The sequence below is a fragment of the Carnobacterium jeotgali MS3 genome, assembly GCF_000745125.1.
Classification (GTDB): domain Bacteria; phylum Bacillota; class Bacilli; order Lactobacillales; family Carnobacteriaceae; genus Carnobacterium_B; species Carnobacterium_B jeotgali.
This window is the reverse complement of sequence record NZ_JQNF01000005.1, coordinates 284,391-304,729: the sequence shown is the minus strand read 5'-3', so window position 1 is coordinate 304,729 and position 20,339 is coordinate 284,391. Positions and strand designations below refer to the sequence as shown.

The following is a 20,339-nucleotide window of genomic DNA, read 5'->3' as shown; positions in this document are numbered from 1 at the left end:
TATTCTCTCCCTTTTTTTAATTTATTTATTGTTTTCAAGCTGCAGTCCTGAAAAACAAAAAAAGCCCTTTGATTTTCTATTACTAATAGAAAATCAAAGGACGATTGATATCAATATCGTGGTTCCACCTTTATTCGTAGTCTCTTCACAGAAAACTACCTCATCGCGTTCACAACTACTAAACGCTAGTACTATAACGGGTACTCCCGAATCAATTTACTTGTAATAAAAACTACGTTCAATTGTCAGCTCAGAGATGTGTTTTCAGTATAGTTCCTTAATTGCTCCCACCACCGCAATCTCTCTAGAAAGTTTCTAAACTTACTTTTTCTCTTCAAAGCTTTTAATCATTTTTAACACTATAGCACATTTATTTGCGCTTGCCAAATATTTTTTGCCAAAAAGTTGGTTTTTCTTTTGTTAACGTCATTAAAGGGACTGTTTCACCTAAAATACGACGAGCAATATTACGATACCCTTGAGAAGCAGGGTTTTTTGGATTTAAAACAATTGGATCGCCTTTATTAGAAGAACGGACGACATCATCATCATCAAAAACGATTCCTAATAAATCAATGGATAAGTGTCTAGTTATTTCATCAATATCCATTACTTCTCCATCTTGCATCATTCGTTTACGAATGCGGTTAATAATTAAACGTGGTGGTTCTAGTTCTGTTTGCTCTAAAAGGCCAATAATGCGATCTGCATCACGAATAGCTGATATTTCAGGAGTTGTTACAAGAATTGCTTGATCAGCTGCTGCAATTGAATTTTGGAAACCTTGTTCAATTCCCGCTGGACAATCGATTAATATATAATCGTATTCTTTTTTTAATTCAGCTACAATTTCAATCATCTGTTGACCATTCACATCATTTTTATCTGCATTTTGTGCAGCAGGAAGTAAATAAAGGTTATCATTGAAGCGTTTATCTTTAATAATAGCTTGATGTAATTTTGTACGACCTTCAACTACATCAACAATATCATAGATAATGCGATTTTCTAAACCAAGAATAACATCTAAATTTCTTAGACCAATATCCATGTCGATCAGACAAACTCTCTTTCCTTGAAGAGCGAGTGCTGTACCTATATTTGCAGTAGAGGTAGTTTTACCTACTCCACCTTTACCGGATGTAATAACGATTGCTATACCCATTCGTTTAATCCCCCTATCACTTTATCTAGATTTGGACGTGTTCTTTTTAATTGCTCCAATGAATTAAAATCCAAAATATGTAAATCATTTATATAGGCAAATTCATTTTTTCTGACATTATCATAATGGTCGTTCTTTTTCTCTATAATTTCTACACTGTCTGCAATTCTAATTTGAGCATCCGTATGAAAGTCTGCAACAATCACTGCATTTGTATTTCCTTCAAATCCAGCATGAGCAATCCCCATTAATTCTCCAATAATAAAAATACTACCATTAGCTCGAAGCATGCCACCAGGATGAACCTTTCCTACAAACAAAAGATTGCCGGGTGCTGTTAAAACTTGTCCACTTCTAATCGTTTGGACTTCCATTTGTAAGCTGACTGCTTCTTGCCATTCAATAGCCTTTTCAATAGTTACTACGTCAGAAGTAATTTTTTTAATGAGAAAAGTACTTTTTAATTTAATTTCTTCAATCAATAATTCTTGCTGTTCTTCAGACAATAATCGGTTTCCCGTTTTTATTTCTAAAAAGATTTCTTTTTGAACTTCTTTAGATTTTTTTTGTTCACCATTTAGATGTTCAAGTAATTCATTTAATTCCTTCATGATGGATACAAAAGAAGCTGCTTCATCCAAGCTTAATACAAAGCTGTCTTTAGTTCCTTTTAATGTCACACTTTGTTTCACTTTAACAACTCCCTCAACTAAAATGGTTACTCTTACTGCTGTCTACTCACCTTGAATGCGTTCCGTTATCTTTTTCAAGGGATAAAATACAATAATGAATAAGACTAAATTCAAAAGCAACGTTGGTCCTAATCGATCTGCCAAAAATGTTGCCCCGTTAATAGTTGTGTATCCTAACAATTGGTAAAATAAATAAAGGTAAGTTTCTATCAAGCTTAAATTTATAATGACCATCATACCAATGACAATAGGATTAGGGTTAAGAACTTTTTTCAGTTTTTCCGTTAAATAAATAACTAAAGGAAATAACAGCACATAAACTCCTAAAATCCCTACATAATAGCTGTCATAAATTAAACCAAAAACAACACCATAAACAATCATCCTACTTCTTGGTATATAAAATGACATTAATATCAGCACTAATACAATCAACCTTGGCGTCATGACTTTTGTTCCTTCAAGAAATTGCTCTGAAAAAATGGCCATCAATAGTCCATCTAGCAAAAAGAAAAAAGTAATAACTAACGGAATTAAAGTAGTCGTTTTCCAATTTACCATCATTTACTCACCACTTTCAGCGGTTCGTTTAATAAAGGTGACATACCGAATATCATTCGTATCTGCTGCTGGAATGATATAGGCTTCTTGAGATAGCCCAAAAGAATCTAATTTAACTTCATCGATTGTTCCAATCAATAATGCACTAGGAGATACGCCTCCTAAACCAGATGTCATCACTTGGTCGCCTTCTTTTAATGTCGCTTCAGTAGTAATTTGTTTCATTACCAACCGATTTGTTTCAGCATCGTATCCGTTAATGATACCATGTACAACGCCTTCTTCTGTGTTAACAGATGATGCAACTCGGTTATTATTTTGATCTAGCGTTGTGACTAATTGAACTTTAGAACTAGTAGGATTGACTTCAACAACACGTCCTATCAGTCCATTTCCTGACATTACCGACATATCTAACTCTATACCGTTTTGACTTCCTTTATCCACAACAATTTGATCGACCCAACTGTCTGGGTTACGACTGAGTACTGCACCATTAATAGATTCATAATCAGATAGAGTCGCCGTTAAATCTAATTGTTCTTTAAGTTTGTCATTATTTTCTTTTAAATCTGCAATTTCTACTTCTGTTTCGTACAATTTATCGATTTTTGATTTTAACAATTGATTTTCTTCATACGTGTTTTTTAGACCATCTACTGATTCTAAAAAATCAACAACTGCATTCGTTGGTTTTGCTACTACACGAGACACAACTGCTGTAATATCATTAGTAAGCTGTTGAATGATAGGAATATTTCCGCTCCCTGTGATTGAAAAAGCTATCAGACCTAAAGAGACGATCATGCTTACTAACAAAATGATTAGCTTTTTATTTGAAAAAAACTGATTCAAAACATCACCTCATTAATTTTACAGGCTTCCTTTATTTTAACATAAGTTAACCTAAATAACTTGCCTAAGTTACTTCTTTTTTTACATGAAAATATGCGGGAAGAAAATAAACTTCCCGCACCTTTATAACCTTATTTAGGCTTGCTTATCTATTTGCTCTCTTTTTATAAATATCAATGTGTTTTAGTGACTCACCTGTACCAAGTGCAACACAATCTAATGGTTCATTTGCGACAAAAACAGGAACATCTGTCTCATCAGCGATGACGTCGCCTATATTTTTTAGTAGTGCACCACCACCAGTTAAGACAATTCCATGATCGATAACGTCTGCTGAAATTTCAGGTGAAGTTTCTTCAAGCGTTTCTCTAACTGCAACGATAATACCTTCTACAACTTCTTGAATGGCTTCAGCGATATCAACTGCTGAAATTTCAATCGTTTGTGGCAATCCTGTTAACAAATCACGACCACGGATATCCATGACTCCGTATTCTGCTGCTTTTTCAACAGAAGCACATCCAATTTGAATTTTAATTTGTTCAGCTGTACGTTCACCAATAAGCAAATTAAATTTTTTACGTACATAGTGAATAATCACATCGTCCATGCGATCTCCAGCTAAACGAATAGAACGGCTACTAACGATTCCGCCTAATGCTATAGTGGCTACATCTGTCGTTCCACCACCGATGTCTACAACCATGCTTCCTGTAGGATCCATAACAGGTAGTCCTGCTCCGATTGCTGCTGCAAAAGGTTCTTCAATGATAAAAGCATCTTTTGCTCCTGCCATTCTTGTTGCATCTACAACTGCTCTCTTTTCAACTTCTGTTACACCACTAGGCACACAAATCATAACAAATGGTTTAGAGGTTGATTTACCTATTGCTTTTTCAATATAATATTTCATCATTGCCGCTGTTGTATCATAATCCGCGATAACTCCATTTTTCATGGGACGAATGGCAACTATTGAACCGGGTGTTCTCCCAATCATGTTTCTTGCATCTTCACCAACTGCAACTATTTCTCCTGTTACAGCATCTTTAGCAACTACTGAAGGTTCTCTTAATACAATCCCTTTTCCTGCAACAAATACATTTGTATTTGCAGTACCTAAGTCAATTCCTATATCTTTATTACCAAATCTAAACAAATAATTTCATCCTCTCAAATATACCTGATCTTCATACTTAAAGTTTTATTTTTTCAATTTCATAGCCATTATATCTCTATCATTTAATACTGAAAGGTAGACACTTAAACAGTATAGCAAAAAAAAGAATAGAATGCTCTAACCGAAACCATCATACTGTATTTTTTTAGTTAAGACATCTGTATTTTTTATATTTTAACATAAATTTAAGTAATTCCATATATAAGTAACCAAAATGAAACAGTCTACTAAAAAATCAAACAATCTTTTAGGGCTCTTCGTCAAATAGTGTGAATGCTTCTAAAAATTCTTTCGGAATAGACGGATTTGCTTGTAAGAGCCCCTGGTACCGTCTTAAGCCTAAAGTTGTCATGGTTGTTGCTGCTTCAGCCGCTTACAAACATGATAGACTTGGGCATGAGTGCCCACAGTGCTACCCTTTCATTTTCCTACAGGGCTACAAGCAATCCTATTCCTCCAGAAGTGTTAAGCATGAATTAAATTCATCTATCCACACTAAAAAGTATCGAGCCTCTTTTGGCACTATTTCATAGCAAAAAAAACCTAGTGAAGAATCACTAGGTTTTAAACAAATTAAAGTTTTATAAGCTTATGCTTTGTTTACGTTTGCTGCTTGAGGTCCACGGTTTCCTTCTTCAACGTCGAAAGTTACTGCTTGTCCTTCTTCTAAAGATTTGAATCCTTCGCCTTGGATAGCTGAGAAATGTACGAATACATCGTCTGCTCCTTCACGTTCGATAAATCCAAAACCTTTTTCTGCGTTAAACCATTTTACTGTACCTTGTTCCATAATGAAATTCCTCCTCGTGCCTTATAGCACATATATTGATATTCTTGCTAACGGTACGACTCAGACTGTTTTAAAACAATTCTACGTGATCCTTAACAAAAACATTACAGTAATTGTAGCATCCATTTATTAATATTTCAAGAGAAACACATCGTATTTTAAACAAAAAAGAAGCTAGCCCTAAGACTAACTTCTTAAACAATTTTAATTTTGAATTAAGCTTTGTTTACGTTTGCTGCTTGAGGTCCACGGTTTCCTTCTTCAACGTCGAAAGTTACTGCTTGTCCTTCGTCTAAAGATTTGAATCCGTCAGTTTGGATAGCTGAGAAATGTACGAATACATCGTCTGCTCCTTCACGTTCGATAAATCCAAAACCTTTTTCTGCGTTAAACCATTTTACTGTACCTTGTTCCATAATGAAATTCCTCCTCGTGCCTTGTAGCACATATAGTGATATTCTTGCTAATGGTGCGAATCGGAATGTTTTGAAACATTTCTTTGTTCTACCTAACAAAAACTCAACGTAAGTATAGCATGAGTATTTTAATTATGCAACCGTTTTGCACATTTTCTTTTAACAAAACAAAAAAAAGAAGCTAGTCCTAAGACTAACTTCTCAAACAATTTTAATTTTAAATTAAGCTTTGTTTACGTTTGCTGCTTGAGGTCCACGGTTTCCTTCTTCAACGTCGAAAGTTACTGCTTGTCCTTCGTCTAAAGATTTGAATCCGTCAGTTTGGATAGCTGAGAAATGTACGAATACATCGTCTGCTCCTTCACGTTCGATAAATCCAAAACCTTTTTCTGCGTTAAACCATTTTACTGTACCTTGTTCCATAATGAAATTCCTCCTCGTGCCTTGTAGCACATATAGTGATATTCTTGCTTGCGGTGCGAATTGGAATGTTCTGAAACAATTCTATTTTCTACCTAACAAAAACTCAACGTAAGTATAGCATGAGTATTTTAATTAAGCAACCTTTATGTACATTTCTTTAATAATTAGAGATTATTTTTACGAACTTTCTTTTATTCAAAGAGCATTTATCCGCGTTTAATCTGTTTAAGATTAGTAACTATTTCTTGATCTAACGGTATAGCGATCAGAAACATCCATACTATTTTGACGAAACGCCTATAAAAATAGTGTAGGCGATTTTTAGTCACCAGACTAACTATTGTAAAACAAAAAAAGAAGCTAGTCCTAAGACTAACTTCTCAAACAATTTTAATTTTGAATTAAGCTTTGTTTACGTTTGCTGCTTGAGGTCCACGGTTTCCTTCTTCAACGTCGAAAGTTACTGTTTGTCCTTCTTCTAAAGATTTGAATCCGTCAGTTTGGATAGCTGAGAAATGTACGAATACATCGTCTGCTCCTTCACGTTCGATAAATCCAAAACCTTTTTCTGCGTTAAACCATTTTACTGTACCTTGTTCCATAATGAAATTCCTCCTCGTGCCTTGTAGCACATATAGTGATATTCTTGCTTGCGGTGCGAATTGGAATGTTCTGAAACAATTCTATTTTCTACCTAACAAAAACTCAACGTAAGTATAGCATGAGTATTTTAATTAAGCAACCATTATGTATAATCCCTTAAACAAATTGTATATTTTCAGCAGACTCCAATTTCTTTTAAGCTGATAAATTCCTGTTCCCCAATAATGATATGATCTAGCAGTTCAATTCCCATCAGTTCTCCACATTCGGACATCCTACGTGTAAACTGAATATCCGCTTCAGAAGGTTCAGGATTACCCGAAGGGTGATTGTGCCCTACAATTATCCTTGCTGCTGAATACCTCACAGCTCCCCTAAAAATCTCCCTTGGATGTGCAACTGACGAATTCAGCCCACCAATAAAAATCGTTTCTTTTTTTATGATTTCATTTTTGGTATTTAAATAAAGAACGACGACATTTTCTTGTTGCAATCCCTGCATTTCTACTAAAAGCATCTCGCCAGCTTTTGTGCTAGAAGTAATTTGACCGATTTTAATTTGTGAAGCTTGTGAAATGCGGACACCTATTTCAATAGCTGCTTTTAATTCGAGTGCTTTTACCTTCCCAATCCCAGAAATAGTCATCAATTCTTGGCTTGAAGCTGTTTTCAAATGATAAAGATCTTCAAAATGATTGAGCATTACCATAGCAAGTGTTACAACATTGGTTCCTTTTGTACCTGTCCTCAGCAATATAGCAAGCAATTCATGATTAGCAAGAGCTTTTTCACCATACAACTCTAACCTTTCTCTCGGCCTTGATTGACTGGGCACTTCATTAATCAGATGTGTACTTTTCATTGTCATAAAAAAATCCTCCTTTTTCACAATATTACTATCCGCGAAAAAGGAGAAGTCGATTTTATTTTTTATTTATTGATTTTGTTGTGCAATAAACATTTTTACAGCGCTTAAATCATCAAGAATCGCTACAGTTTTTTCTTTAGCTTCATCCGTCGGTTGTATTAGATCTGGGATCATAATAACCGGTATGTTGGCATCATAACTTGCGCGAATCCCATTAAGCGAATCCTCTAACACAAGCGTTTTTTCTTTAGGTATAGCCACTTTCTTCCATGCTTTTTCGTATATCTCAGGACTCGGCTTTGCACGTGAGACTTCATCTCCCCCAATAATAGCATCAAAATAGTGCGATAACTGTTCCTTTTCTAAAAATAAAGTGACCAGTGACTTGATGCTGCTTGAGGCAACAATTTTTTTGATTGAATTGCTTTCTAAATAATCCAACAATTCAAGTAACCCTTTTTTCTTGCGTAGCCCATTAATTTCAACATGTTCAAGTAAGGCTTTACCACTCTCATTAATCAGTGTTTCAGCTTGTTTAGTTTCATATTTCAAGTGGATTGCTTTGTGGAATTCTTCATCAGAAATCCCAATATACTTTTCGTGAAATTCCCATGTGTAGGTTAAATCATTCTTTTTTGCAACTGCTTTACTAGCTTCATAATAAAGAACTTCTGTATCGAACATCAGACCATCCATATCAAAAATTACAGCTTCAACTTTAGCCATTTTCTTACCCCCATAGTTTATTTAAGTTTTAATCATTCGTTTCATTTAGGTATTTCCTGACTTCAGAAATAAAATAGAGCGAACCCGTTACAAGCACGATACCAGTTTCATCCATCTCATTAAGCGAATCTACTAGCGCCTTTTGCCAGTGCTCTGTTACTGCTCCGTTCTTTAGCGCAACCTTACTTAACTCTTCTATTCCAGCTGCTCTAGGATAATCAAAACTCGTAAGTATCAGATGACTATTCGGTATTTCTTCTAGCTGATCTACCATTCCTTGAATATTTTTATCTCGCATAGTAGCCATAATAATATAAACCTCTTGTTGCGCAAAATTCTTTTTAATTGTTTCAATTAGTGTTTTCATTGCGTGTTCATTATGAGCGCCATCTAACACCAACAAGGGTTGTTCGTTTATTCTTTCGAATCTTCCAGGCCAAAAAGTATGTTTTAAACCACTAAGCAACTTTTCATGATTTATAGCTAATCCAGTTTCGTGACTATAAACTCGTAAAGTTTCAACAGCTACAGCAGCATTCTCCACTTGATGACGACCTAACATCTCTATTTGAATGGGGCTGAGACGGATAAAATCGTCTTCAAAGACAAACTGTTCTCCCCACGTCGGAAGAGTTTGCCATTTTGTAACAAAAAAATCCTGATTGTATTTTAGCAATGTGCTATCTTGTTCAGCAGCCTTATTTTCAATAACTGTCATTGCTTCTTTTCCTATCTTACCAATTACTACAGGAACAGTTGCTTTAATAATACCTGCTTTATTTCCTGCAATTTCAGACAATGTATCTCCAAGCAAATTCATGTGGTCTAATCCGATAGTTGTAATAACTGAAACGATTGGAGTGATAACATTTGTCGAGTCATACGTCCCTCCAATACCTACTTCTATCAAAACGACATCCGCATGGCCTTCACCAAAATAAAGCAGCATCATCATCGTAATAATTTCAAATTCACTTGGTTCACCAAGTATTGTTTTTTCCAGCTCTTTAGTTAATGGATAGACAATATTCGCTAAACGTAAAATTTCGGCGTCGGATAGAGGATCACCATTGACACTAATGCGCTCGTTAAATAGTTCAATATAAGGAGACGTATAGGTTCCAACTATTTGGCCATTAGCTTCCAGCATGCCTCTTAAAAAAGCCAACGTAGAACCTTTACCATTTGTTCCCGCAATATGGATTGATTTAAATTTTCTTTCCGGATGCCCTACTTGGCTTAACATCCATTCCATTCGTTTTAGTCCTGGTTTTTTGCCAAACGTTCTAGTAGTATGAATCCAGTTCAGTGCTTCTTCATAGGTAGCAAACATGATTTACCTCCACTTTTTCTATATTCTATCCTAACTAATTATAAACTACCCTAACGTCTTTTTCACTAGCTTACAATAAAAACGAACAAAAACTAACTGTATCCTAGTTTTTGCTCGTTTTTATATTTTATCGATTTTTAACGATTAAAGCTGGTTTTCTAATACTTTTATACGTTCGGTTACTGCAACTTGTTTTTCAAGATAATCAACGTGTTTAGCCTTTTCAGCTTCAACTACTGCATCAGGAGCACTTTCTACAAATCTTTTATTTGCTAGTTTCCCTTCAACTCGTTTAACTTCTTTACTCCACTTGTCTAATTCTTTATTCAGACGAGCGATTTCTTCTTCCAAATTAATCAATCCAGCTAACGGCAAGTATATCTCAGCACCTGTGATCACAGCTGACATTGCTGTTTCAGGAGCTTCTATTTCGCTTGAAATCGTCAAAGTCTCAGGATTACAGAATCTTTCGATATAAGATGTATTAGCTTTCAAGAATTGTTCAACGGTTTGATCATTTGTTTTGATTAAAAGTTCAATTTTTTTAGACAAAGGTGTATTTACTTCCGCACGACTATTACGAACGGAACGAATTAATTCCATCAATACATCCATACCTTTCGTTGCTGCTTCGTCAGATAATTCCGGATGTACGACTGGATATTCAGCTACTACCAATGATTCTCCTTCATGAGGAATATTTTCCCAAATCTCTTCTGTAACAAAAGGCATAATTGGGTGCAATAGACGTAACGTTTGATCCAATACATAAGCTAATATACTTCTAGTCATTTGCTTCGCAGTTTCATCTTCGCCAAACAATACTTCTTTACTCATTTCGATGTACCAATCACAAAAATCATCCCAGATAAAGTGGTACAAATGACGTCCAGCTTCACCAAATTCAAAGCGTTCAAATAAATCGGTTACTTTCTCAACTGTTTCATTTAACTTAGTTAAAATCCATCTATCCGCAACTGTTTTTTCACCAGTCAAATCAATTTGATCGACAGTAAAGTCTTCCATATTCATTAAAGCAAAACGGCTAGCATTCCAAATTTTATTGATGAAGTTCCAAGCAGCATCCATTTTGTCATAGCTGAAACGAACATCTTGCCCTGGAGCAGAACCATTTGACAAGAACCAACGTAGTGCATCAGCTCCATATTTTTCAATAACATCCATAGGGTCGATTCCGTTTCCTAGGGATTTGCTCATTTTCCGACCTTCAGTATCACGAATAAGACCATGGATCAATACATTGTTGAACGGACGTTTTCCAGTAAATTCTATACTTTGGAACATCATACGGCTAACCCAGAAGAAAATGATGTCGTATCCTGTTACAAGTGTATTTGTAGGGAAATAACGTTTGAAATCCTCAGATTCTTCATCTGGCCATCCCATTGTAGAAAAAGGCCATAGTGCTGAACTAAACCAAGTATCCAAAACATCCGGATCTTGCATCCAATTTTCACTATCTTCAGGAGCTTCCATTCCTACATATAATTCGCCACTTTTTTTATGGTACCAAGCTGGAATACGGTGACCCCACCATAATTGACGTGAAATAACCCAATCATGAACATTTTCCATCCAACGCATATACGTGTTTTCGAAACGTTCTGGTACAAAGTTCACTTTATCTTCTGTACCTTGGCTTTCAATAGCCTCTTTAGCCAATGGAGCCATATTTACAAACCATTGTGTGGATAATCTCGGTTCTACTACAACACCAGTACGTTCTGAATGACCAACACTGTGTATCATTTTTTCAATTTTGATTAGTCGTCCTTCAGCTTCTAAATCTTTTATGATAGCTTTACGAGCTGCAAATCGATCCATCGTTTCATACTTACCAGCTAACTCATTCATTGAACCATCATCATTCATCACATTTATCTGTGGCAAATCATGACGTTTCCCAACTTCAAAGTCATTAGGATCATGAGCAGGAGTTATTTTCACTACACCTGTACCGAAATCCATCTCAACATACTCATCTGCAATGATAGGAATTTCACGATTCATCAATGGCAACATAACGGTCTTACCGACTAAGTGTTTGTAACGTTCATCTTCAGGATGTACCGCAATTGCTGTATCACCTAACATCGTTTCAGGTCGGGTCGTAGCAATTTCAACTACTCCACTTCCATCTGTTAAAGGATAACTCATATGGTAAAAAGCACCTTCAACATCTTTATGAATCACTTCGATATCAGATAAAGCCGTTTTAGCTTTTGGATCCCAGTTGATGATGTATTCTCCACGATAAATCAATTTTTTATTGTACATTGTAACAAATACTTTCCGTACCGCTTCAGATAATCCATCGTCTAACGTAAAACGTTCGCGGCTATAGTCAACTGAAATCCCAACTTTTGCCCACTGCTCGCGAATAACACTTGCATATTCTTCTTTCCAATCCCATACGGTATCAATAAATTTCTCGCGTCCAAGATCGTAACGTGAAATTCCATCCTCAGCAAGTTTCGCTTCCACTTTTGCTTGAGTTGCAATTCCAGCATGGTCCATTCCTGGCAACCATAATGTATCGTACCCTTGCATTCTTTTTTGTCTAACAATGATATCTTGCAGAGTTGTATCCCAAGCATGACCTAAATGCAGTTTACCAGTTACATTGGGAGGCGGAATAACCACAGAATAAGGTTCTTTCGTCTTATCCCCACTTGGTTTAAACAAGCCTTTTTCTACCCATTTATCATAACGACCAGCTTCTACTTCATTCGGTTGATATTTAGTAGACATTTTCAATTCGTCTGTCATTTTATCTCTCCTTTATACTTTCACTTAATCAATCTGAAAAACAAAAAAAGCATCCATCCTAATAATAAATTATTATTAGGACGAATGCTGTTCATTCGCGGTACCACCTATATTGCACACTTTTGTTATCTTCAAAAGTATACCTCTTAGTTCCATTTTTAACGGATCGTTACTCCGAACAAAGTTACTTTACTTTCACCTTGCCAGCTCCCAAGCTACCTTCATTTTACTGTGACTAAGAACTCTCAGCATCTGTTCTATTCTCTCAAAGCCAGCAAATAAAATTACTCCTCTTGTTCATTGCCTTTTATTTTTATATAGTAGCATTAAAAAAGCTATATTTCAATATGCTTCTTACTGTTTTATCAGCGCGCAGCTCTTGCCGCTTTGATAGCTTGATCATAATCGGGCTCGCTAGACATCTCTGAAACAATTTCTTGATAAGTAATTTCGCCTTTAGGGTTGATTACGAACACTGAACGAGCTAACTTTTCTAGCTCTTCCATTACTAAACCATACGCTTCGCCAAATTCTAAATTGCTGTCGTGCAACATTTCCATTGAAATATCTTTTCCAGCACACCAATCAGCTTGTTCTTCTTTGGAATTATTAGAAATCGTAATTAGTTGGACACCCTCTAATTCACTCGCAATTTTATTAAATTCTTTTGCTTGCAACGCACATACTCGCGTATCGATATCTGGTACCACACTGATTAATACCACTTTACCAGCAAAGTCACTTAACTTAATTTGTTCATCTGTTAAATTTCCTGCTTCAAAATCAGGTGCTTTATTGCCAACTTTTGGTTGTACCCCTTTTAATTTATACGGTGTACCTTTTCTCGTTATCTCCATACGAACACTCCCTATTCTATAACTTCTCTTAGAATAGTATACGAAGAATCCTTTTTTAAAGCAATATTCCAGCATAAAATAACGAATCTAATCCGTTCTGCTTTTTCACTTTTTTTCAGCTGTAATCCTAGTCTTCTTCAACTAAGTTAGCCGGGTAAAGAGCTTCATTTTGGTAAACCATGGTAAAAATTTCGCTAGAAAAATCAATATACTTCATTTGAATGTTAACGGGCACTTTTATTCTTCCTGGTGCAAAGTTTAAAATAGAAGTAATACCTGCATCAATCAGTTGTTCCACTACTTCTTGAGATACCTCACTAGGTACAGCACAAATAGCTGTACAAATTTGTTCACTTATAATAAAATCCTTCATTTGTTCCATTGGTAAAATTTGGATACCTGAAATTTCTTTCCCAAATTGACTTGAATCATTATCAAAAGCACCTTTGATGATGATATTTCTTTCTTTTTTAAAGTTATTTCTTAATATCGCTTGTCCAAGGTTTCCAGCTCCGACAAGTACAACATTAATGATATTATTCACATTTAACAATTCACGAAAAACTTCTGTTACATAAACAACTTCATAACCATATCCACTTCTGCCTAATTCACCAAAATGCGAAAAATCACGTCGGATCGTCGCAGAAGGAATTTGTGTCATCTGACTTAATTCTTTTGATTTAACACGCTCTACACCCGCTTCATTCAATTTTTTTAAAGACCGATAATAAATAGGTAGCCTATGAGCCGTTGCATTTGGAATTTGGTGTATCTTGGGATTTAGTTCCACATTTTCTCCTCCTGACATTCAATTTCTTAATTATCATATCATCTTTTAGCGATTAACTCAATATAATTGTGATGTTAATCACAATTATATTGAACAAAAAAAGAAGATGACCCTTATTAGCCATCTTCATAGTAAAACGTACTCTACTACTGATTAATCATTATTTTGAAATACTATCTCGCCACCTATGACGGTCTTTGAAACTTCTATGTCACATAAAAATTCGGTTTTCACTTTAAAAGGGTTCTGTTTTAAAATAGTAAAATCACTTAGATAACCTGATTTTATTTTCCCTCTAGAATTTTTTTTATATCCAGCCGCAGCACTTCCTGTGGTATAGAGAGACAGAGCTTCAAATACTGATAATTCCTCTTCTGGAAAATACCTTTTGGTACTTTCTGTTCCTCTTACAGTTCTTGTAACAGCTGCGTGTATGCCATAAAAAGGATTAGGTATTTCAACTGGAGCATCACTTCCTCCAGCAATAGGAAACCCAGCATCTTTTATACTCTTCCAAGCAAAAACTAATGGCGGATGATTTTCACCTAAAACATCAAGCGCCCAAGGCAAATCACTGCTCATAAATTGCGGCTGTAAATCAAAAATCAACGGCAAATCTTTTGCTTCCTTTAGCAGTTCTTTATTCAACCAAGGTGTATGAATCATACGATCGAGTTGGCCAATTAGCGGCGGATACTCACGAAGTGTTTCTATTACTTTTTTAAACGCATGATCTCCCAATATGTGGATAGCTACCGGTAACTCAGCTTTGCGTGCAGCTTTTATTAAAGAAACAAAAACTTCATCTGTTTGAACTTGTAGACCATAATTAGTGCTCCGAGCATAAGGCCGACTCATTAATGCTGTTTGAGATCCAACAGTTCCATCATAAAATATTTTCATAGCACCTAATTCTATAAAAGGATTGCCATCTAGAAAACTTTCCTCGGAATGATTATATGCTTTCAGTTCCTCATGATGAATTAGTAAATGAACCCGAAAAGCTTTTTCTTTCTCTTCAATGACATCGTGAAACGTCTTCAACGTTCCTTCAAAGCCGTTAAAATAATGCAAGTCTTCAGAATGACCACCCGTTACTCCCTTTGCCCATAAATCTTCAATTGCTAATGTTAAGTATTCCTCTTGCTCTTTTGGTGTTGCCATTGGAAAAGCGTTTATAGCTAAATTTGTAGCCTCATCTTTTAAAACCCCAGTGACTTTACCTTCTTGATCTAATTGGATCTCTCCACCACCATTATAGATCTGCCCATCTTTGATTCCAATTTTATTGATCAACGGCGTGTTGATCACAACATTATGATAATCAATTCTACGAACCAATAGGGGGTGATTTGTTGAGATAGCATCTAAGTCTATTTTGGTTATAGGTGTTGAGTCATCTTGCCATTCATTTTCATTGTAACCTTCCACGAATAACCATTCATTAGGCGATAACCGCTGAACGGCTTCTCGTATCTTAGCCATGCTTTCTGTTTTACTTTTCAATTGATTTAAATTTAAACGAGCAAGACTCAAGCCATACCACAACAAATGTAAATGGCTGTCTACAAAACCAGGAAAAACTATTTCTCCATTTAAATCAATCTCTTCAGTCAAATGTTTAACAAAGTTTTTTTTCAACTCTGCTTCCTCGCCAACAGCTACTATTTTCTCATTATCAGTGATCACAGCTGAAACGGTTTCTCCTTCGTTTTCCATTGTATAAAAAAGACCATTTTTCCATAACTTCACTTTACATCCTCCTGTCTCAATTCACCTTTTAAGAATAACCACTCAAACATCATGTTACATCTGATAAATTAATGCTAGTAAAGCTACAAAAAAAGGACTAAGCACATACGATGCATTCAGTCCTTTTTCAGCGTTTTAGCTGATTTTTATAGCAAACTTGAAAAATCAGCTTTTTGTTGTGCTTCTAATGTGTCTCCAACAGTAATTTTTGTAATCACTAAGCCATTCATTGCTCTTTCTATTAACCCTTCAACATCAAGTCTAGATTCATACTTACGTGCTTTTTCTAATTTAGGTTGCGTTTTAGGTGATGGCGGTGCAAAAATTGTACAACAATCTTCAAATGGTTGAATCGATAGCTCAAACGTATCTATTTTTTGAGCAATTTCAATAATTTCATTTTTATCCATCGAAATAACTGGTCGAATAACGGGAGTAGCCGTCACATCGTTAATGGCTATCATACTATGCAACGTCTGTGAAGCAACTTGTCCTAGTGATTCTCCATTAATGATTGCTAAGCCTTTCCGTTCTTCACGAATACGATCAGTCAATCTCATCATTAACCTTCTCGTAACTGTCATTAAGTAACCTTCTGGAACGATTTTTTTGATTTCTTCTTGAATTTCAGTAAACGGTACTTCAATAAATTGAACACTCCCTGAAAAAGCAGCTAACTTAGCAGCAAGATCTTTTGCTTTTTGAAGAGCACGTGGACTTGTATAGGGCGGGCTATGAAAATGAACAGCTTCAATATCTACACCGCGTTTCATAGTTAAATAACCGGCGACTGGTGAATCAATTCCGCCAGATAACATCAGCATTCCCCTGCCACTTGATCCGACAGGTAAACCTCCTGCTCCTAAAATGGTTCTGCTTGAAAGAAAGAAACCTTCATTACGAATTTCTACTCGCAAGGTAATATCTGGTTTCTTCATTTGAACTTTTATGCCTTCAATTTTACTGAAAATTTCAGCTCCAAGCAGTTGGTTCATATCATTTGTGTCTAGCTCATAATCATGATCTGAACGTCTAGTAGCGATTTTGAATGTTTTTCCTTCTGTATATAATTCTTTTATCATTTCAACAGCAACTTTTTTTACAAGTTCGAGATCTCTTTCTATGCGTCTAACTGGAGAGTATGTTTGAATGCCAAAAATAGATTCTAATCTTTCCAGAACAGCATCACTGTCTGAACCATTTAATTCTAAATGCATCCGGTCGCGTTCTCCGTGGACTTTCAATGCTTCAAAATCATGCAAAGCAAACTTTACATTATGAGCCAATTGTTTGATAAAAATTTTCTTATTCTTTCCTTTTGTTGATAGTTCGCCATAGCGTATCATTACTTCATCGTATTGCATGTGCTAGTTACTTCCCCTCTGTTAATCCTCTGATCTATTTGATATCTTTAAATTGTTGATACAAATGATCAAATTCTTCCATAAAAATCTTTGCTTCTTCTAATTTATTTGTATCTGTTAAACTAATACGCACAGCACTTGTGGCTATTTTTTCAGGTACATTCATTGCTACTAATGTACTGGAAGTTGTCCCATTACGGCTAGAACACGCACTTGTTGTCGAAATATAAATTTCTTTTTTTTCAAAAGCATGAACCATAACTTCTCCTCTGATTCCTTTTAAAGCGAAACATAAAATATGAGGAGCACCTTCCTTTTGTGAAAAAATTGAAACTTTTTTATATCCTGCTAATTTTTCCGTTAGATAGGTTTTTATTTCTTTTTGACTCTTTTGTTTTTCTTCTGTTTTTTCAAGTACCAAACGTAAAGCCTTAGCCATCGCTGCTGCTCCGGCTACATTTTCTGTACCACTCCGTCTGCCAGATTCTTGCCCACCTCCATTTAAGAGTGGAGCGATTTTTTTACCTTTTTTGATATACATAAAGCCCATCCCTTTAGGACCATGAAATTTATGCGCAGAAAAAGTCGCTAAGTCGATTCTAGATTCGCTGCCTAATAAAAAAGGAATTTTCCCAATTGCTTGTACAGCATCCACATGAAAATGGACTCTTGGGTAATTTTTTAACACTTCCTCAATCTCTCCAATAGGTTGAATGCTTCCAACTTCATTATTCACAGCCATTATTGAAACCAGAATAGTGTCCGATCTTAAAGCTTCTTTCAAATCAGAAACGGCTACTCTACCGCTATGATCAACGGGTAATATCGTCACATCAAATCCCAACATCTTCAACTGACCAACTGATTCTTTGACCGCTGGGTGCTCAACAGATGTCGTGATAATATGTCTTCCAAATTGTCGTTTTTCAATTGCCGTTCCTTTAATAGCCCAATTATCCCCTTCCGTTCCACCACTTGTAAAATAGATTTCTTCAGGTAAAACGTGGAGTAAATCAGCTATTTGCTTTCTAGATTGTTGAAGTAAACCGTCAGCATAGTCACCTAATTGGTGTAAACTGGAAGGATTGCCATTAATGGTTTGGCTTACCTTTTCAAAGGTCTGTAGAACATCTTTATCTATACTAGTTGTTGCGCTATTATCGAAATAAATCATTTTATTGTCACACTTTCTCTTAGGTTGTTCCGCACTCAAAAATTCTTTACTTATTATAACAAAAACTTTTTTGAATACAAGACGTATTTAGTCTTTCAACACAACAAAACAGAGCAGTTTTATTCACCACTCTGTTTGCCTTTTTTCTCATTCGATTCATTTAATTCTCATTATTTAGCATTTCTAGCTTTTTCTTCAAAATACTGAGTTTCGACTTTTTTGAACGAACCAGGTTCAATAGCTTCTAATGCCGTAGAAATTACTTCAAGTGATTCCTTGTATTGAAATTCCTTATTGAACAAGTCATTACTTTCTAAAATAGCTTCTCCAATCTGAGGATGGTCATTTCGGTATCGATTAGCATATTGCATCATATATTCTGTTAACAATGCACTATCCACTATTTCTTCTGTTTTATCAATTAGCAATTCAACATCATCTTCACACATTTCACACATGTTTTTGATTTCTGTCATATCGATTTTCAACTTGTTTAGTTCTTTAGCTAATTTTTCAATACGTTCTGTCGTGACAAAAAACAGATCTAAGTATTCTTCAGGCAGTCCAGGCAAATGCTGTTTTTCAATATAGCGTTTGATGCCACGCATATTAAACTCAAAATCATCAATTTTTTCTTTTACTTCTGTTTCTTCTTTACGCAAGTCTGTTAGTTGATTAATTAACGCTTCTTGTTTTTTCTCAATCTGAGTTAATTTTTCGCCACTTTCAGCATAACTGTCTGCTACAACTGTATATACAGCTTGGTTTTTTTCGATGCCACTCATAAATGTTTCAAAATCCAGCTGAACTTCTTCTAATTGTTCTTGCATGTCTTTTGTTTGTTTTAGAACAGTATCATCCAGTGTATAACTTTGAGATACGCGGTCAATTTCAATCAATAATTGTTGATTTCTTTTGTTCACAAATGTAATAAATTCTGCCAAAATAGGTTGCTCTTTTGCTACCATTTCTTTAGCCGTTATCTCTGCTTCCATAACATCATACAAATGATTAATTTTTTCTTCAATAATTGAATTTAATTTTTCAACTTTTTCAATTTCACATTGCTTAATTAATTTTCCACTTTGTTTTACATCTTGTTCAATTTCCGCAATATCAGCTGTTAACGTGTCTTCTAAGAAAATAAAGTGTTGCACATCTTTTAGTTCATGATAACCTTCTTTTAATTCTTGGACTTGAGATGGAAACTCAGTATTGACTTCTTTAACTAAATTTGGAATAGTAACAACCGCATCATTTAAATCTTTTGTCTCAATACTAACTTTTTTCAACACTTCTTCAGCTTCTATGTGATCTCCAGAAGTAGTCAGTTCAGAAAAATTAGCAAAACTTAATTCCAAAAAAGTGAGTCTGTTTTCAAGTTTGTCCAACGCTGGACCAAATGAAAAGCTTTGAGTCAATAATTTTTTTCGTATGCCTTGATACATTTCTTGCACTTTTTTTATAGCTTGATTATTTTTTTCTTCACTTTTTAATAGTTCGTTCAACGCTAACTGAATTTCTTTAATTTTCTTTTTGGTATTTTCTATCAGCTCGCTGCTTTTAGTTTCAGCTTTGCTAGCTTTTACTAACTGCAATCGGTCTGTCGCTTGTTCAGCATCAAATAATAGGTTTTCTATATCTGGAAATGCAGTCAACTCAATTTGTTTCCATTTGTCTTTCCACTGTTCAAAGTTTTTCTCTGTTTGCCCCGTTAAAGACAAATTCTTAACATTCTGAATCGTTTCAGCAACTGACGTATCCATTAATTCGAATTTCTGTTGTTCCAATTTGTTTATCGTTTGATAATGCTTTTTTTTCATAAAATAACTGGTTACATAAGCTGCAACAGCTATTACAATGATACTAATTAAGATAATTTCCATTTTCATTTTAAACCCTCCGATTGAGTTACTGCTAGCTTCATTTTAATTTCACAAAAATAATTATTTTTTATGTACTAATGTAATTGATCTAATTTTTTAATAAGGATTTAC

Annotated in this window: 19 protein-coding genes and 2 other annotated features; all 19 genes read right to left on the bottom strand. The window is 35.2% G+C overall.

The genetic code is table 11. From position 1 onward, the window contains the following. Window positions 1–93: 93 nt before the first annotated feature. Window positions 94–347: a binding site (T-box leader), on the bottom strand. Window positions 348–370: 23 nt separating this feature from the next. Beyond that, entirely contained in the window at window positions 371–1,165 is a 795-nt protein-coding gene (gene minD / locus BP18_RS03970) for a septum site-determining protein MinD (RefSeq protein ID WP_029278490.1), read from the bottom strand. Beyond that, complete coding sequence (locus BP18_RS03965) at window positions 1,156–1,857, bottom strand: septum site-determining protein MinC (protein ID WP_035050359.1); 702 nt, start codon at window positions 1,855–1,857, stop codon at window positions 1,156–1,158. Before BP18_RS03965 ends, minD begins: the two co-directional genes overlap by 10 nt. Before the next feature lie 42 nt (window positions 1,858–1,899). Next, window positions 1,900–2,418, bottom strand: coding sequence for a rod shape-determining protein MreD (gene mreD, locus BP18_RS03960; protein ID WP_231549430.1), 519 nt, complete (start codon window positions 2,416–2,418; stop codon window positions 1,900–1,902). A 3-nt stretch (window positions 2,419–2,421) separates the two neighbouring features. After that, a complete protein-coding gene (mreC, locus tag BP18_RS03955) occupies window positions 2,422–3,273 on the bottom strand; it encodes a rod shape-determining protein MreC (RefSeq protein ID WP_029278496.1) in 852 nt (283 codons plus the stop codon). A 145-nt stretch (window positions 3,274–3,418) separates the two neighbouring features. Continuing rightward, entirely contained in the window at window positions 3,419–4,432 is a 1,014-nt protein-coding gene (locus BP18_RS03950) for a rod shape-determining protein (RefSeq protein WP_029278498.1), read from the bottom strand. Between the two features lie 610 nt (window positions 4,433–5,042). Continuing rightward, window positions 5,043–5,243 (bottom strand): cold-shock protein, encoded by a 201-nt coding sequence (locus BP18_RS03945; RefSeq protein WP_013710477.1) that lies wholly within the window; start codon window positions 5,241–5,243, stop codon window positions 5,043–5,045. Window positions 5,244–5,458: 215 nt separating this feature from the next. Then, entirely contained in the window at window positions 5,459–5,659 is a 201-nt protein-coding gene (locus BP18_RS03940; protein WP_029278117.1) for a cold-shock protein, read from the bottom strand. A gap of 222 nt (window positions 5,660–5,881) precedes the next feature. After that, window positions 5,882–6,082, bottom strand: a complete 201-nt coding sequence (locus BP18_RS03935) for a cold-shock protein (protein ID WP_029278117.1) — start codon at window positions 6,080–6,082, stop codon at window positions 5,882–5,884. Window positions 6,083–6,483: 401 nt separating this feature from the next. Next, entirely contained in the window at window positions 6,484–6,684 is a 201-nt protein-coding gene (locus tag BP18_RS03930) for a cold-shock protein (protein ID WP_007724821.1), read from the bottom strand. A gap of 176 nt (window positions 6,685–6,860) precedes the next feature. Beyond that, entirely contained in the window at window positions 6,861–7,553 is a 693-nt protein-coding gene (gene radC, locus BP18_RS03925) for a RadC family protein (RefSeq protein WP_007724824.1), read from the bottom strand. A 66-nt stretch (window positions 7,554–7,619) separates the two neighbouring features. Next, a complete protein-coding gene (locus BP18_RS03920) occupies window positions 7,620–8,279 on the bottom strand; it encodes an HAD family hydrolase (RefSeq protein ID WP_007724826.1) in 660 nt (219 codons plus the stop codon). 28 nt (window positions 8,280–8,307) lie between these two features. Beyond that, window positions 8,308–9,612, bottom strand: a complete 1,305-nt coding sequence (locus BP18_RS03915; RefSeq protein WP_007724827.1) for a bifunctional folylpolyglutamate synthase/dihydrofolate synthase — start codon at window positions 9,610–9,612, stop codon at window positions 8,308–8,310. A gap of 144 nt (window positions 9,613–9,756) precedes the next feature. After that, a complete protein-coding gene (locus BP18_RS03910) occupies window positions 9,757–12,402 on the bottom strand; it encodes a valine--tRNA ligase (RefSeq protein ID WP_029278114.1) in 2,646 nt (881 codons plus the stop codon). 73 nt (window positions 12,403–12,475) lie between these two features. Continuing rightward, window positions 12,476–12,712 (bottom strand) — a binding site (T-box leader). Between the two features lie 55 nt (window positions 12,713–12,767). After that, window positions 12,768–13,259, bottom strand: coding sequence for a thiol peroxidase (tpx, locus tag BP18_RS03905; protein WP_007724829.1), 492 nt, complete (start codon window positions 13,257–13,259; stop codon window positions 12,768–12,770). A gap of 127 nt (window positions 13,260–13,386) precedes the next feature. After that, window positions 13,387–14,052 carry a redox-sensing transcriptional repressor Rex gene (locus BP18_RS03900; protein ID WP_007724830.1) on the bottom strand — a complete coding sequence of 222 codons (666 nt, stop codon included), beginning with the start codon at window positions 14,050–14,052 and terminating at the stop codon, window positions 13,387–13,389. Window positions 14,053–14,205: 153 nt separating this feature from the next. After that, window positions 14,206–15,804, bottom strand: a complete 1,599-nt coding sequence (locus BP18_RS03895) for an amidohydrolase (RefSeq protein ID WP_035050355.1) — start codon at window positions 15,802–15,804, stop codon at window positions 14,206–14,208. A 146-nt stretch (window positions 15,805–15,950) separates the two neighbouring features. After that, window positions 15,951–17,168 carry a tRNA uracil 4-sulfurtransferase ThiI gene (gene thiI, locus BP18_RS03890; protein ID WP_035050353.1) on the bottom strand — a complete coding sequence of 406 codons (1,218 nt, stop codon included), beginning with the start codon at window positions 17,166–17,168 and terminating at the stop codon, window positions 15,951–15,953. 34 nt (window positions 17,169–17,202) lie between these two features. Further along, window positions 17,203–18,342, bottom strand: a complete 1,140-nt coding sequence (locus BP18_RS03885; RefSeq protein ID WP_007724833.1) for a cysteine desulfurase family protein — start codon at window positions 18,340–18,342, stop codon at window positions 17,203–17,205. 170 nt (window positions 18,343–18,512) lie between these two features. Then, complete coding sequence (locus BP18_RS03880; RefSeq protein WP_029278111.1) at window positions 18,513–20,234, bottom strand: septation ring formation regulator EzrA; 1,722 nt, start codon at window positions 20,232–20,234, stop codon at window positions 18,513–18,515. Window positions 20,235–20,339: the final 105 nt, after the last annotated feature.

Excerpts from the sequence above, each read along its gene's own strand:
- mreD (WP_231549430.1), bottom strand. The coding sequence starts at position 2,418 with ATGGTAAATTGGAAAACGACTACTTTAATTCCGTTAGTTATTACTTTT.
- BP18_RS03885 (WP_007724833.1), bottom strand. The coding sequence starts at position 18,342 with ATGATTTATTTCGATAATAGCGCAACAACTAGTATAGATAAAGATGTT.
- radC (WP_007724824.1), bottom strand. The coding sequence starts at position 7,553 with ATGACAATGAAAAGTACACATCTGATTAATGAAGTGCCCAGTCAATCA.
- BP18_RS03935 (WP_029278117.1), bottom strand. The coding sequence starts at position 6,082 with ATGGAACAAGGTACAGTAAAATGGTTTAACGCAGAAAAAGGTTTTGGA.
- BP18_RS03945 (WP_013710477.1), bottom strand. The coding sequence starts at position 5,243 with ATGGAACAAGGTACAGTAAAATGGTTTAACGCAGAAAAAGGTTTTGGA.
- BP18_RS03915 (WP_007724827.1), bottom strand. The coding sequence starts at position 9,612 with ATGTTTGCTACCTATGAAGAAGCACTGAACTGGATTCATACTACTAGA.
- tpx (WP_007724829.1), bottom strand. The coding sequence starts at position 13,259 with ATGGAGATAACGAGAAAAGGTACACCGTATAAATTAAAAGGGGTACAA.
- minD (WP_029278490.1), bottom strand. The coding sequence starts at position 1,165 with ATGGGTATAGCAATCGTTATTACATCCGGTAAAGGTGGAGTAGGTAAA.
- BP18_RS03910 (WP_029278114.1), bottom strand. The coding sequence starts at position 12,402 with ATGACAGACGAATTGAAAATGTCTACTAAATATCAACCGAATGAAGTA.
- BP18_RS03880 (WP_029278111.1), bottom strand. The coding sequence starts at position 20,234 with ATGAAAATGGAAATTATCTTAATTAGTATCATTGTAATAGCTGTTGCA.
- BP18_RS03940 (WP_029278117.1), bottom strand. The coding sequence starts at position 5,659 with ATGGAACAAGGTACAGTAAAATGGTTTAACGCAGAAAAAGGTTTTGGA.
- BP18_RS03930 (WP_007724821.1), bottom strand. The coding sequence starts at position 6,684 with ATGGAACAAGGTACAGTAAAATGGTTTAACGCAGAAAAAGGTTTTGGA.
- BP18_RS03920 (WP_007724826.1), bottom strand. The coding sequence starts at position 8,279 with ATGGCTAAAGTTGAAGCTGTAATTTTTGATATGGATGGTCTGATGTTC.
- thiI (WP_035050353.1), bottom strand. The coding sequence starts at position 17,168 with ATGCAATACGATGAAGTAATGATACGCTATGGCGAACTATCAACAAAA.